Below are 12942 nucleotides of genomic sequence, written 5' to 3'. Positions count from 1 at the left end.
GTCATGCCTGTTCGGCGACTATGGCTGCATGAATATGCAGACGCGGCAAGGTGAAGCGAATGGTATCACTCTCCAGAACCTCGAACGGATAGGCCTTGGCCGTGAGAGCGTCATAGACACGCGCGATGCGGCACGCGAGTCGAAGCGTGACGCTGACGGGCCCGATGACCGGAACATCTTCAATCATCTCCATCGGTCTCATGCCACCGTTTTCGTCGGGCACGGCCTTGCCGCGCACCTGGGGTGTTGCATAAAGCAGATGGAGCACGTAGCGTCGCGTGTCGGGCTGATGCGTGAGCATTGCGCGGCCAGCCGACGGCAGATCGGTTTCGACGGCGGGGCGCGCCAGCCGGTTGAGCAGTCCGCGCACGAGGTACTTGTAGAGCGGTTGGCCGATCGCGCGGTAAAGACGGAAGATCGGATAGGCGACATAGGCCACGCCGTTGTATTCCGTCACGGCCGCGCCCGCCGTGGGGGCCGCCGGATCGTCCGGCGTGTGTTGATGCGAGCAGAAATGCCGGTAAGAACGGTTGAAGTAGGAGCGCCGGATCGTCGCCAGGGTCTGCGCACCGTCGGCCCGGACTGTTTCCGCTTCGTCGTACAGCACGAAGGGCTCAGGCGGCAAACCGGTGTCGAGATCACCCCGTGCCAGCACATAGCTCGGGTTGCTCGTTTCTCCACCGTCCTCGCGGACGATGCCCGCGTCGATCGTCGGCGCGCCGTTCGCATCGAATACAGAGCGCCACGATGCGATGAGCTTGCCTCCCCGTTCCACATAGCTGCTCAAGCGAGCGGCGAGCGTTGCGTCGAGCCGCGCTTCGTCAGGCAGGATGACGATGCGATAGCGATCGAATTCTGTATCGGCGTCGACGATGTCGAATTGCCACTTCAGTTCGAGCAGCATCTGCGCCGCGCCGTCGTCACTGGGATGATTGCGGCCTGTGTGCCCGCTCAGATGCTCGGCGGACAGGATCGCGACTTCGGAAACCTGTCTGGCGCGCTCGAGGTACGGTTCCAGTGCTTCGATGCGCGAGTAGGCAGGAGCGATAGTCCGGTACGTCGCGTGATTGATGCGCCCGCTCGGGTGTAACTGGTCGCCAATCAGGCACTTCGATCCCAGCGCCGCCATTAGCGCGGTTTCGTATTCGAGCGCCTGCGGCTGCTTGTAGCCGCCGAACTCACCCCAACTCGTGTGGAACTTGCCGGTGTGGCCGACGAAGTCGAAGCCGAGCGCCGCCGCATAGCGCGCACTACCAGGAAAATGGTCGTAACCCCAGCCTCCGGTCGGCAAGCTTTCGAGTTCCAGGTGCGTGCAGCTCCAGTAATGCTGCTCGCCTTTCTTTTCGATATGACCACCGTTGTAGAAGATGCGCAGACCGGGAAACTTGCTGAACAGCACTTCGCTCGTCTCGCGGCGGAACTGTTCAGCGACGGCTTCGCCGTTCTTGCGCCGATCAGCGGGATTTTCCGGGTTCAAGTCTGCATTCAGCATGCGCTCGATGCAGGCAGGGCACACACAATCCTGGGCAGTCACGATGTCGAGGAAGATACCTTGCGTCCGGTAGCGCGATGCCACTTCGCGCGCCTGATCGAGGACGTATCGCCGGTAGCGCGCATGGTTCAGGCATAGCGCGTGCCAGGCCGGGCTCAACTGCCGTCCGGTCGATGGATCGCTTGGCCGTGCGCGCTGAAAGTCGTTGCTCGCGTCCATTACGCGCCATCCGGGATGTTCGCGCGCGGCGAGTTCGTCCCATTGGACCGAGAGGTAGATCTGGTTGGCGATGCCGCTGGCGCTGAGCGCGTCGATCATCTCGCCGAGCAGGTCCGGTCGCACCAGATGCGGATGCGGCTTGCCCACTGCAGTCGGGTAGTAGGACCAGCCATGGTGGCACTTTGCGAACACCGTGACGGAATCGACGTGGGCAGCCTTGAACGTGGCGGCGAAGTCGACGGGGTCGAATTGCGCGCCCACTTGCGGGATGTGCTCGGACGTATGGAAATCAAGATGAACTTGACGATATCGCAGGGGCTTGATGAGACCTTTCGGCATCGCTACTCCTTTCCTCCGCTGTGGCTCATCGAGCCGGTGGAAAATTGACGCTGAAACACGATGAAGATCAGCAGCGGCAACACAGTGGTGATGATCGCGGCCACTGCCCGCACGCTCCAGTTCGGATCCCATGTCCCGGCGATCTGGGAGAACACCACCGGTAGCGGCGCCTCGGTTCGCAAAAAGAGCAGGGGTAGCAGCAGTGAGTTCCAGGTCCACAGGAACTGCAGGATGCCGATCGCGAATATCGGCGAGAGTGCATTCGGCAGAACGACGTGGAAAAGCGTGGCGAACGCTCCGCATCCGTCGATCTTTGCGGCATCGATCAGATCCCTGGGAAAATCTTCGAGGAAGTTCTTCATCAGAAAAACCGACCAGGCGAACGACAGGCCCACATAGGGAATCAGCACCGAAGCGATGTTGTCGATCATGCCCCAGTCTTTCCAGAGCCTGAACAGAGGGATGATGACGACCTGCAGCGGCAGCACGAACGCGTTGACGATGACGATCAGCAGCGTGCGCCGCAGCGGGAACCTGAGAAATTGAAAGGCGTAGGCAGCGAGAGGTGTCAGCAGCATCGTTGCGGCGGTCGAAAGGCTCGCGATCTTCAGGGACGAGATCAGGGCCTCCATCAACGGATACCGGGTCCAGACCGCGCGCCATGCGGACAGCGTCAGCGTAAGCTTGTCGAGCGACCACCATCCCGCGCTGATCTCGTCGCTCGGCCGTACCGACATGATGACGATGCCGATCACCGGCACGATCCAGATGACGGCCAGCACGCTGACGAGCGGCGCGATCCACCACGTGGCATTGCGTTTCATTTGGCACCTGCCGTACGTTGGATGATCGCGGGAACGGAAACGAAACAGACCGCGGCGAGCAGCACCACCGTCGCGGCGGCCCCGTAGCCCAGCTTGAACTGATTCATCGACTCGCGGAACATGAAGTAGCCGACGGTTTCGGTGGCGCGCACAGGTCCGCCGCCCGTCATCACGTAGATCGTGTCGAAGGCGCGCAGGCTCGAGAGCAGGTTCATGAAGATGGCGACGCGCACGCCCGGCAACGACAGCGGCATGATGATGTGGCGCATGACCGCGAATGGCCCCGCACCGTCCATGTACGCGGCTTCGAGAATCGATTTCGGAATCGCCTGGGCCGCGGCGAAGCACAGCATCAGGGGCAAACCAGTCTGCGCCCAGGCATAGGCGACGGCGACCGCGCCGAGCGCCGTGGATGGGTCGCCGAGCCAGGCGTGTGCCCAGTTCGCGAGCCCGACCTTTGCAAGCAGCGCATTGAGCAGCCCCGCGTCGTCGGCCCGGTAGATGCCTGACCACGCGAAGCCGGTGACGGTCTCCGCCATCCCGTACGCTGCGAAGATCATCGCACGCGGGATGGCGGTGGCGGTCGGTGCGAACGAACACAGCATTGCCAGTAGCCAACCCGCGCTGACGGAAAGGCCCGTGGTCGACACCGACCAGATCAGCGTCGTCCAGATCGACCGGCGGAAACTGTCGTCGGAGAACAAGTTCACGTAGTTGCCCCAGCCGACGAAGCGGGGCACACCCATGCCGCGGATGTCGAACAGGCTCAGGCGGAGCGTCTCCGCAAGCGGATAGACGACGGACAGACAGAACAGGACCAGAATCGGAACGAGCAGCAGATACGCGGCCGCGCCTTCGCCCCGCCGGAGCGTGTGACGCCCATCGAGGCCAGTGGCTGCTCCGGGGCAAACGGCTTTGCCCAGTGTTCCCATGATGCACTCCCAACTCTTGAAAACGCTTGAACGAACGCGCTTCGGCCGGCGGAACCGCCGCCGAAGCGGATACGACTATCGCTGGTATGCAGTCTTTGCCTTCGCTTCGATTGCCGCGAGGACTTTGTCCACGTTCGCGTCAGAAGGATCCTGAATCAGGCGCTGCAACTGCACGCGATATTCGTCGACCAGATCGCCCGGCAAAAGATCGCCAAGCACGAACTGGACCTTCGAATTCGCGACTACGCGCGCCGTTTCTGCCAGTACCACGCCATACCGGGATGTGTCGGCCTTGCTTGAAGTGGAGGGAAAGCCGTATTTGGCCAGGATGTGCGCGGCGTCCGCGCTGCTCATCCAACCGAGAAACGCATCCGCGGCCGCATCGGCATGACCCGACTTCAGTTCGAGAAATTCCTTTGCATCGATCACCGTGGCGTCGTCGTGGCCGGCACCAAGAGCCGGGAACTGAAACAGCGCGTAGTCCTTGCCTTCCGCGAGCCCGAAAGCTTTCATGCGGCCATTGGCCCACATCCCGATCAGTTCGTAGCCGTGTGTGCCGTTCTTCAGCGTTTCGTCGGCGGCGTTGTCCCATTCCGTGGCAAACATGCGATCGGTCGGATCGCAGCAACCGGAGCGCAGCATTTGCGCGTAGTGCAAGGCGGCGGCCTTTACCGCGGGATCCGTCCAACTGATCTGGTGGGCGGCTAGCTTCGACATGACGTCCGGGCCGCCAATCCTGACGAGCAGCGACTCGAACCACTCACCGTGCGCCCAGACCTTGGCGGGCATTGCAATGGGAGTGATGCCCGCCGCTTTCAGCTTCTTGAACGACGCGAGGAAGTCATCCCAGGTTTTCGGCGATGCGGCAATACCCGCTTTTGCGAGCGTGTCAGGGCGATAGAAAATTCCGCTGCGGTCGCCAAACGTGAAAGGCATCCCGTAGGTAACGCCTTTGTATTGCGCGAGTTGCCGCCATTTGCCGGCAATGCTGTCGCCCCAGTGGCCGGCATCCCACTGCCGGTCGAGCGGGCGCAGCATGCCCGCGTCCGCGAGCTCGGCACGGAAGGCGGGCCATGTGTTCACCAGCAGATCTGCCTGCTCGCCGCTCATCAGCGCGATACGGATTGCACCACGGCGATCGCCCTGGCCAATCGCGTTGACTTCTCGAAATCTGACGCTGGGGTTCGACTTCTGAAATGCCGTCTCGAGGTCGTGAAGCAGATCGTGCTCGGTTCCCGTCTGCCAGTTGAGAACGATGATCTCACCAGTGAGGCCATCCGCACGCGCTTGCGGTATGAGAGCCAGCAGCGAAACGACGCCGATGCCAAGTGCACGTGCGTATCGTTGTATATCCACGTTGAAGGCTCCAGGCCTTTTCATGACGACATTTCCTCAAGAATGAAAAGGAAGTTTGTTTTCGACTATGTTGACAACGTTACTATCTAAGATGGATGATCGCAACGTGTGTATTTCCTAGTCAGTGCTCTTTGACAGACCGGTTTCATGGTCCCCGAGTAATCGATGCTTATCCATGTTGGAAAACTTGAGCGACAGGCGTATTGGCTATGCCGAAAAAGAGTAGGGGTGCACCATGTTGCGATTCGGAATTTCCTTATAAGTGCGCAGGCGGATTCTGAGCGCAAGGTGTCCGGCCCGTCTGTCACCCGGTTCCGGGCTATAGGCAATAAGGGTGTGCGAAGCACGTCGCATTGTTACTGCTTACCTATTCAAAATAGAAGAGAGTCGCTGGTATGTATATGACGATTGGCAAGCGTCTTGGTCTGACACTTGGTATGTCGCTATTCGCGCTTGTCTGCATTTCGGTGTACTCGCTGTGGAGTCTCTACGTCGGCAAGCAGCGCTTCGATTCGGTGCAGATCGAGATCATCCCGGCGATGGTCAATCTGGACAAGACCAAGGCCGAAATAACGAATATGCGTGTCGCTGCGTACCGGCATCTGATTGTCACAACGGCTGCTGACAAGGCAGCGATGGAGCAACAGATGCACAACGCTGACGCGGCACTGGATGCGCTGCTCGCGCAGTACGAACGTGAAGATGTGCAGGGCAACCCGGATGACGAGAAGCTCGCCGCAGCGGATCGCAACAATGTCGCCGCCTATCGTCATGCACGCGAGGCGTTTCTCGAAGCGTCCCGTGTCGGCGATCATGCAAGAGCCGCCGAAATGCTGCTGACAGGTTCGCTCAATCACGCATCGGGTGTGATGCGCGGTGGTCTTACGGCACACATTGACTACAACGTTCGGCAAAGCGAAAAGCTACGCGAGGCAAGCGACATTGCGAACCGCCGGGCCTTGTGGATCATGGGCTCGACCAGCGTGACCGTGATCCTGCTCACGCTTTGGCTGAGCGTGAGGCTCTTTGGTATCGTCGACGGTGGCCTGAAGCGGATTCGGAGCGCCCTCGGCGATGTCAGTCATTCTCTCGACTTGACGATACGCGTGCCAATTTCGGGTATGGATGAAATCGGGCAGAGTGCGGAAGCGTTCAATCAACTGATGGACGGTTTCCGCGCGGCGCTGGGCCATGTCCGTACGTCGAGTGACACGATCGTGCATGCGACGAATGAGATCGCTGCAGGCAACATGGATCTGTCGTCGCGTACCGAACAGCAGGCTGCGTCGCTGGAGGAAACCGCGTCGAGCATGTCGCAGCTCACCGAGACGGTTCGCCATAACGCGGAGCAGGCGCGCGAAGCCAGCACGCTCGCGTCGAACGCGGAGAGCGTCGCTGATGCAGGCGACGTCGCGATGAAGAGCATGGTCGGCACGATTGGCGAGATCAATACGAGCTCGCAGAAGATCTCGGATATCACTGCACTGATCGAAGGCATCGCGTTCCAGACCAATATCCTCGCGTTAAACGCTGCGGTCGAGGCGGCGCGCGCCGGCGAGCAGGGACGCGGTTTCGCCGTGGTTGCAGCGGAGGTGCGCGGCCTCGCGCAGCGTTCGTCGGTTGCGGCAAAGGAGATCAAGGCGTTGATCGAGTCATCGGCGATGCTCGTCGCGCAGGGCTCGAAACAGGCGGCTGAGACCGGAAAAACGATGGAGCAAATCAGAGCCGCGATCCGTCAGGTTTCGCACATCGTCGGCGAGATCGCCTCGGCATCGGATGAGCAGAGCACCGGCATCGAACAGGTCAATCAGGCCGTCAACCAGATGGATGCGGTTACGCAGCAGAATGCCGCGCTCGTCGAAGAGGCCTCCGCCGCAACGCAATCGTTGGAGCAACAGGCGGCCAGGTTGAAGGAAGTTGTCGCGCGGTTCAGGCTCGCCGCCGCAGATTCAACGGCCTCGCCGAGCAATGGTTCCAACAAGCAGGCCGGATTCTCCCCGATAGGAAGTCTTTCAGCAGCATGCCAAATCGCAGACAGCCGGAGGATCACCGGTATTGCAGCGAGTGTCGCTCTCTCAACAGCGACATCGATCTAACGTAGGAAATTTAACTGATCTGCTGGTGTTGCCTCGGATTTCATTAACTCATCCTGCATGTGGCGAAGGGTATGGACCAGCTCACCATTGAGAAGCTCGTAGAAAGCAATGACGTAGTGATCGTCCACAAAGAGAACGAACAGATTCGAACCATTCCATACCGAGGAAAGCAGAGACGCTCGGAAATACTCCGCTATCTGACGTTTTTGAGGCCAGGCGCGAGAGCCGTGGTCTTCAGTCATGAGACACCCGTTGGGCCCGTTGGTATCGATGTACGGACTGGCGAGGAGCTGATATGGCGTTAGGGAGATGGCCCGATGAAACGGGATACCAAGACACTGGGGACTTTTTGATGAAAGAGCTTTTTGACGGTATCGAACAATTTCTCCGCACGTTGGAAAGCGAGTTGGAGGAGAAACGCGACTCGATTGCGCGAATCGGTGCTCGCCTAGTTGCGCTTATGAAATTCGTTGACGCTACGCTGCCTCAGCTAACCGCTGTGCAACGCCAGCATATCGAACGGTTCTTTCTGAAAGGTATCGAGGAAACCATGGCGCACATCGACGATATTGCATTGCCTGAAGTCTACCAGTCGGCCTTGCTCGAGCAGGTCGATGTCTTGCTTGATAGCCTTGCGCAGAGGCATGTTGTGCCGCGATGGGGTATTTCCAAAGATGGAGGAAAACGCTAAGCGAGCGTCAGGATGGTTCGCAGGCAACTAGGGTATTGGCTCGCGGCGCCTCAAGGGAATATCTCGCGTTTGTGTTGGGCACGGAACGCTATGCAATCGAGATCCTTTGCGTATAGGAGATATATGAGATGAAACGCGTGAGTTGAAAGACGCTGTCTGATAAAACCGCTTGTGTATGACTGGGTATGCCACGCAGACGCTCCGTCAGAGAGCCGGCCGTGCCAGCATCACACCGCAACCACCACTACGGAGGAAAACGTGCGCCGCCTTGCGTCAAGCGAGGCCGCACGCGTGACGCTATGTTCAAACGTTTAACGATACAGGGCGGGCTCACGCTCACGATTGCAGGCTACACGTTTGCGCTTATCGCCACGATGTTCGTCGGCATGCTGGGTCTCAAGCAGAGCAACGATGCGCTTAAGCAAATGTATGCGACCGATACGGCCGCGATCACACGTCTTAAGACGAGCTCCGAGCGGATGTTGCAAGTGCAACTGGCGCTTGGCAACTATGAGACGCTGTTTACGATGGGACGCGCGAGCGACGACCTGCTGCCGAAGGCGCGCGCCGTGCTCAAGGATAGCGACGACAACTGGTCTGCGTATCTGGCAAAGCCGCGCGACGACGAAGAGTCGCGCGCCGCTGATGCGGTACGAGCCGCCCGCGCGGCGCTCGTCACGCAGGCGCTCGAGCCGGAGTTCCAGGCGCTCTCGCAAAACGACTACTACAGGTTCCACACGATCCGGGGAGAAGCCGACTCGCTCAACGCCCGATATGAGCAGGCTATGAACGCGCTCGAATCGTTGCAGGTCGATCATCAGCAAGCGCGCTTCGATCATTCACAGTCGCGGTTTCATCGGCTTATGGTCGCCGCAGCCATGATCGCGGCGGCAGCGTTCGGCATTGGCGTATTTGTCCGCGCCGCGACGGCGGCGGCGGTCGGGCGACCGCTCAGCCGCATGCAGTCGATGATGAGTGAGATCGCGTCGAGTCAGGACTTCACGCGCCGTGTTCCGGTGGGGCGGATGAACGAAATCGGGCGCTCGATCGTTGCGTTCAACGAGATGATCGAGAAGATCCAGCAGAGCTCAGCGCTGCTCAAGCAAAAGACCGCCGACATCCAGGCGATGCTGCAGAACATGCAGCAGGGGATCCTGACCGTTGTTGGCGGCGCGGTCGTGCACGCGGAGTACTCGGCCTACCTCGAGGCCATCTTCGAGACGCAGGACGTCGCCGGGCGTCCGGTCATGGAGCTCGTGTTCGACCACACCGATCTGAATGCCGACGCACGCTCGCAAGTCGACGCCGCGATTCACGCCTGCATCGGCGAGGACGCGATCAACTTCGAGTTCAACCAGCACCTGCTCGTGAACGAGGTCGCGAAGACGATGGCCGACGGCCGCGTGAAGACACTCGACCTGAGTTGGTCGGCGATCACCGACGAGAACGGCACGGTCATGCGCCTCATGCTCTGCGTGCGCGACGTGACCGAGCTGCGGCAGCTTGCCGCCGAGGCCGGCGAGCAGAAGCGCCGGCTCGAGATAATCGGCGAGATTCTCGCGGTCAGCCAGGAGAAGTTCCATCACTTCGTCGAGAGTGCGACTGGGTTCGTCAACGAGAACGAGCGAATTATCCGGCAGCACACGCAGGCCGACAGCGCGGCGCTCGCCGAGCTGTTTCGCAACATGCACACGATCAAGGGCAACGCGCGAACCTACAGCCTGCAACACCTGACGAGCATCGTGCACGAGACGGAGCAGCGCTACGACGCGTTGCGCCGCACGGAGGTTGGTGAAGAGTGGAACCAGGAGGCGCTGATCGCTGACCTCGAGCGCGTGAAGGAGGCGATCGAGCGCTATGCGACGATCAATGAAGTGAGCCTGGGCCGCAAGGGGCCGGGGCAGCGCAGCAGCGTCGAGCGCTACCTGATGGTCGACCTTGCACATATCCAGGAAAGTCTGCATCTCCTGGACGCAGCGGATCCGAGCGACGTGCACGGCCTGCTGACGATGCGCGACTCGGTGCGCCGGGCTTTGCGCATCTTCGGCACCGAAACGGTCGAGGAGGCGCTATCGGGTGTGCTCGAATCGCTGCCGTCGCTCGCGCGGGAGCTCGGCAAGGAGCCGCCCGTCGTGCGCATCGACGACAACGGCTACCGCATGCGCACACAGGTCGGCGGCATGCTGAAAAACGTCTTCATGCACCTGATGCGTAACTCGGTCGATCACGGCATCGAGACCGCGAGTGCGCGCGTCGCACAGGGCAAGGCGGCGGCCGGCGCGATCGATATCGAGGTCGGGGTCGACAACCAGTCGCTGGAGATCACGCTGAGCGACGACGGTCGCGGCCTTGCGCTCGCGCGGATCCGCGGCATTGCGTTCGAGCGCGGCTGGATCGGCGCGGCCGCGCAGTTGAGCGACGAGGAGATTGCCGAGTTCATCTTCCATCCGGGCTTCTCGACGGCCGAAAAGGTCACCGAAGTATCGGGGCGCGGCGTCGGCATGGACGCGGTGCGGGACTTCCTGAAGCGCGAGAACGGCGGCATCGAGCTGCGCTTCACGGACGACCGGCGCGGCGCCGACTACCGCCGCTTCCAGACTATCGTCTCCCTGCCGGAGCAGTGCGCGGTGGACAGCACGGGCGTGCCGGGCGAGAAAGACGCGAAGCCGTTGCAGCTCGACGCGCTGTCCGATTGAGCTACTTGGGGAAAGGCAGTGATCGAACGGTATGGGATCGTGATTGCGGCGTTGGCGGCCGGCCTCCTGGCCGCGCTTGCGGCTGCGTGGTTCGAGCGGCGCCGAGGCGCACGGGCGCTCGCGCGGCAGCGCGCCGAAGTCGAGGCGCACCGTGAGGCCGCGCTCGTGCAAGCAGACACGAAGCATCTGGAGCAGATGAGCGGGGCCGATCAGGATAAGCGCGAGCTCGAGTCACTCGTCGCGAACCTGCGCGACGATCTGAGCCGGCAGTCGGTGGACGCAGACGAAGCGCGCGCGGCGCTTGCCGCGGTGCTCGAGCGCAAGGAGGAATGGGGGAGACAGGCAGCGTCCATTGCGGCAGAAGCGGCCCGGTTGAAGGGCCTGGCAGTCACGTTCGAGCGTTGGCACGATCAGATGATCTCGCTGATGGCGCAGAACCAGGACATGCACAGCAAGAATCACGCGCTGTCGTCGATCGTTGCGCACGTGCTGATCGTGTCGCTGAACGCGTCGATCGAAGCCGCGCGTGCGGGAGCCGCCGGACGGGGCTTCTCGATCGTCGCGAGCGAGGTTCGTACGCTTGCGTCGCGCTCGCAGGAACTATCGAAGAGCTACCGGGACAGCCTGCATCGCAACGACCTCATCACGACCGCGACGTTCCAGGACATCCAGGCGGGCGGCAAAATGATTACGGCGTCGCTCGGCGGCGTCGAGACGCTCGCCAATCAACTCCAATTCAAGCTCGAGCAGGCGGCGACATGATCAGCGAGCAAGCGAAGGACAGCATCGAGCGGATCTTCTGCCAGGCCGCGCGCACGCGCCTGACGGTCGGCGCTGGCGACTCGTGCGACGTCGCGCACGGGACGCCGCACGGCGGCGCGGCGGATGGCGAGGTCGTCGTGCTGACGATTTCATCGATCGCTTTCAGGCTGCTCCTGATCCTGCACTTCGACCACAACGACGACGCGATGCGTTCCTACTACCTCGGCGCCAGGCAGGCGACGCTCACGGAAAGCCTGCTCGAAATCGGCAACCTGTGCTGTGGTGCGATGAACCAGCAGCTCGTCGAGTACTTTCCAGACCTTGGGATGTCGACGCCGTACGTACTGAGTGGACAGTGCGTGCCGTACCTCGATCAGCTGAAACCCGATTTTCTGGTGTCTTACCACGTAACCGTCAACCGCGCCGTGCACCTCGGCGCGACGCTGTGCGTCTGCGCCGACTCGCCGCTCGACTTCGTCGCGAACGTCTCGGAGGTTGCCGAGAGCGTTGGTGAGCTCGAACTCTTTTGACACCTCGCAGTCCGCAAGGAAACCAACATGAACACGGACAAGCCGGTCAGCAAGGTCCTCGTGCTCGACGATTGTCCGACGCATGCCGAAGCGATCAAGCGCTTCTGCGACGAGAACAATCTGATCGGCCTCAAGGTGAGGAAGCCCAGCTTGCCGGCGGTGCTGAGCTCGAACATCGATCTGGGCGCGATCCTGCTAGCCGAGGACTACGGCGGTTCGCTCGCCGGAAGCACCGCAATCGCGACGCGCATCGACGCGTTGCGTCCGGAGTTGCCGATCATCCTGCGCCGCGCGGTGCAGCCGACGCTCGACGGTCTGCCACCCGCGCTGCGCGGTGTCGTGTGTGCAGCGTATTCGACGAGCGACATGGCGCCGTTGCGCCGGGCGATCGATGAATACCTGTTCTCGCTCGACTACCCGAATGCGCTCGTACGCGGGATCACCGAGATCACCGAGTCGAAGATCGGCAGCCTGTTCCGGGACTCGACGGTCAGCTGGGACACGCCGTGCGTCGTGCGGGATCGGATCATCTTCGGCGAGGTGTTCAGCCTGATCGCACTCGAGAGCAACTGGTGCCGCGGCTACATGATGATCCAGACCGACGAGCAGTCGCTCATCGACATGCGCGGCCGGGAGCAGATGCACGACGGCGCCACGGACTTCCGCGACCTGAACAGCCTGCTCGGCGAACTGACGAACCTGATCTGGGGCGCGTTCAAGGACCGCTATCTCGGCGACGCGCTGGCCGCGCGCAGCCAGGTGCAGGTGCCGCTTTTGGTCAATCACAAGCAGCGCTACATCTCGTTCGGCTCGACCAACCCGCAGCTGTGCTTCAAGTACCACGTGACCGACGAGGCGTCGGGGCGCTCGGTCATGTTCGACCAGCGCTTCATCTTCAGCCTAAGCTGGTCGCCGGAAGATTTCAGCGAAAACGCCGGCGGCTTCGACGCGCTCGTCGAGGCCGGCGAGCTGGATTTGTTTTGACGGATTGCCAATCAAAGAGCT

The 12942-nt window shown here is 61.4% G+C and carries 11 protein-coding genes; 6 read left to right on the top strand and 5 right to left on the bottom strand.

The features are described 5' to 3' along the window. Position 1: 1 nt before the first annotated feature. From FAZ69_RS13560 to FAZ69_RS13545, 4 genes are all read right to left on the bottom strand, one after another. A complete protein-coding gene (locus FAZ69_RS13560; RefSeq protein WP_136895408.1) occupies positions 2–2050 on the bottom strand; it encodes an alpha-amylase family protein in 2049 nt (682 codons plus the stop codon). Positions 2051–2052: 2 nt separating this feature from the next. After that, positions 2053–2832: a carbohydrate ABC transporter permease gene (locus tag FAZ69_RS33895; protein WP_240702219.1), complete on the bottom strand. Its 780-nt coding sequence runs from the start codon at positions 2830–2832 to the stop codon at positions 2053–2055. 38 nt (positions 2833–2870) lie between these two features. Then, positions 2871–3806, bottom strand: a complete 936-nt coding sequence (locus FAZ69_RS13550) for a carbohydrate ABC transporter permease (protein WP_136895239.1) — start codon at positions 3804–3806, stop codon at positions 2871–2873. A 75-nt stretch (positions 3807–3881) separates the two neighbouring features. After that, positions 3882–5162, bottom strand: a complete 1281-nt coding sequence (locus FAZ69_RS13545) for an ABC transporter substrate-binding protein (protein WP_169708632.1) — start codon at positions 5160–5162, stop codon at positions 3882–3884. A gap of 395 nt (positions 5163–5557) precedes the next feature. On the opposite strand from FAZ69_RS13545, the gene FAZ69_RS34350 reads away from it, so the two are divergent. Next, a complete protein-coding gene (locus FAZ69_RS34350) occupies positions 5558–7258 on the top strand; it encodes a methyl-accepting chemotaxis protein (protein WP_304571708.1) in 1701 nt (566 codons plus the stop codon). Here FAZ69_RS34350 and FAZ69_RS13535 read toward each other — a convergent pair. After that, complete coding sequence (locus tag FAZ69_RS13535; RefSeq protein ID WP_136895235.1) at positions 7255–7500, bottom strand: hypothetical protein; 246 nt, start codon at positions 7498–7500, stop codon at positions 7255–7257. The genes FAZ69_RS34350 and FAZ69_RS13535 overlap by 4 nt on opposite strands. Positions 7501–7610: 110 nt before the next feature. Here FAZ69_RS13535 and FAZ69_RS13530 point away from each other — a divergent pair, with 110 nt between their 5' ends. The 5 genes from FAZ69_RS13530 to FAZ69_RS13510 all read left to right on the top strand — a co-directional run bounded on the left by FAZ69_RS13530 (position 7611) and on the right by FAZ69_RS13510 (position 12921). Beyond that, a complete protein-coding gene (locus FAZ69_RS13530) occupies positions 7611–7949 on the top strand; it encodes a hypothetical protein (protein WP_136895233.1) in 339 nt (112 codons plus the stop codon). Between the two features lie 299 nt (positions 7950–8248). Beyond that, the gene (locus FAZ69_RS13525) at positions 8249–10645 is read left to right on the top strand and encodes a Tar ligand binding domain-containing protein (RefSeq protein ID WP_136895231.1); all 2397 of its coding nucleotides are present in this window, start codon (positions 8249–8251) and stop codon (positions 10643–10645) included. A gap of 18 nt (positions 10646–10663) precedes the next feature. Further along, positions 10664–11407 (top strand): methyl-accepting chemotaxis protein, encoded by a 744-nt coding sequence (locus FAZ69_RS34345; protein WP_136895229.1) that lies wholly within the window; start codon positions 10664–10666, stop codon positions 11405–11407. Beyond that, positions 11404–11937: a hypothetical protein gene (locus tag FAZ69_RS13515; RefSeq protein WP_136895227.1), complete on the top strand. Its 534-nt coding sequence runs from the start codon at positions 11404–11406 to the stop codon at positions 11935–11937. Before FAZ69_RS34345 ends, FAZ69_RS13515 begins: the two co-directional genes overlap by 4 nt. Positions 11938–11964: 27 nt before the next feature. Then, positions 11965–12921, top strand: a complete 957-nt coding sequence (locus tag FAZ69_RS13510; protein WP_136895225.1) for a chemotaxis protein CheX — start codon at positions 11965–11967, stop codon at positions 12919–12921. Positions 12922–12942 lie beyond the last annotated feature (21 nt).

Origin of the sequence: Trinickia terrae, assembly GCF_005144415.1 — a bacterium.
In the GTDB taxonomy this organism is placed as follows: Bacteria; Pseudomonadota; Gammaproteobacteria; order Burkholderiales; family Burkholderiaceae; genus Trinickia_A; species Trinickia_A terrae.
Note: the sequence above shows the minus strand (reverse complement) of the source record. Positions and strands in the feature narration are given on the sequence as shown.

Bases quoted from the DNA above. Each gene is read 5' to 3' on its own strand.
- FAZ69_RS34350 (WP_304571708.1), top strand. From the start codon at position 5,558: ATGTATATGACGATTGGCAAGCGTCTTGGTCTGACACTTGGTATGTCG.
- FAZ69_RS13510 (WP_136895225.1), top strand. From the start codon at position 11,965: ATGAACACGGACAAGCCGGTCAGCAAGGTCCTCGTGCTCGACGATTGT.
- FAZ69_RS13560 (WP_136895408.1), bottom strand. From the start codon at position 2,050: ATGCCGAAAGGTCTCATCAAGCCCCTGCGATATCGTCAAGTTCATCTT.
- FAZ69_RS13550 (WP_136895239.1), bottom strand. From the start codon at position 3,806: ATGGGAACACTGGGCAAAGCCGTTTGCCCCGGAGCAGCCACTGGCCTC.
- FAZ69_RS13515 (WP_136895227.1), top strand. From the start codon at position 11,404: ATGATCAGCGAGCAAGCGAAGGACAGCATCGAGCGGATCTTCTGCCAG.
- FAZ69_RS13525 (WP_136895231.1), top strand. From the start codon at position 8,249: ATGTTCAAACGTTTAACGATACAGGGCGGGCTCACGCTCACGATTGCA.
- FAZ69_RS13530 (WP_136895233.1), top strand. From the start codon at position 7,611: ATGAAAGAGCTTTTTGACGGTATCGAACAATTTCTCCGCACGTTGGAA.
- FAZ69_RS13535 (WP_136895235.1), bottom strand. From the start codon at position 7,500: ATGACTGAAGACCACGGCTCTCGCGCCTGGCCTCAAAAACGTCAGATA.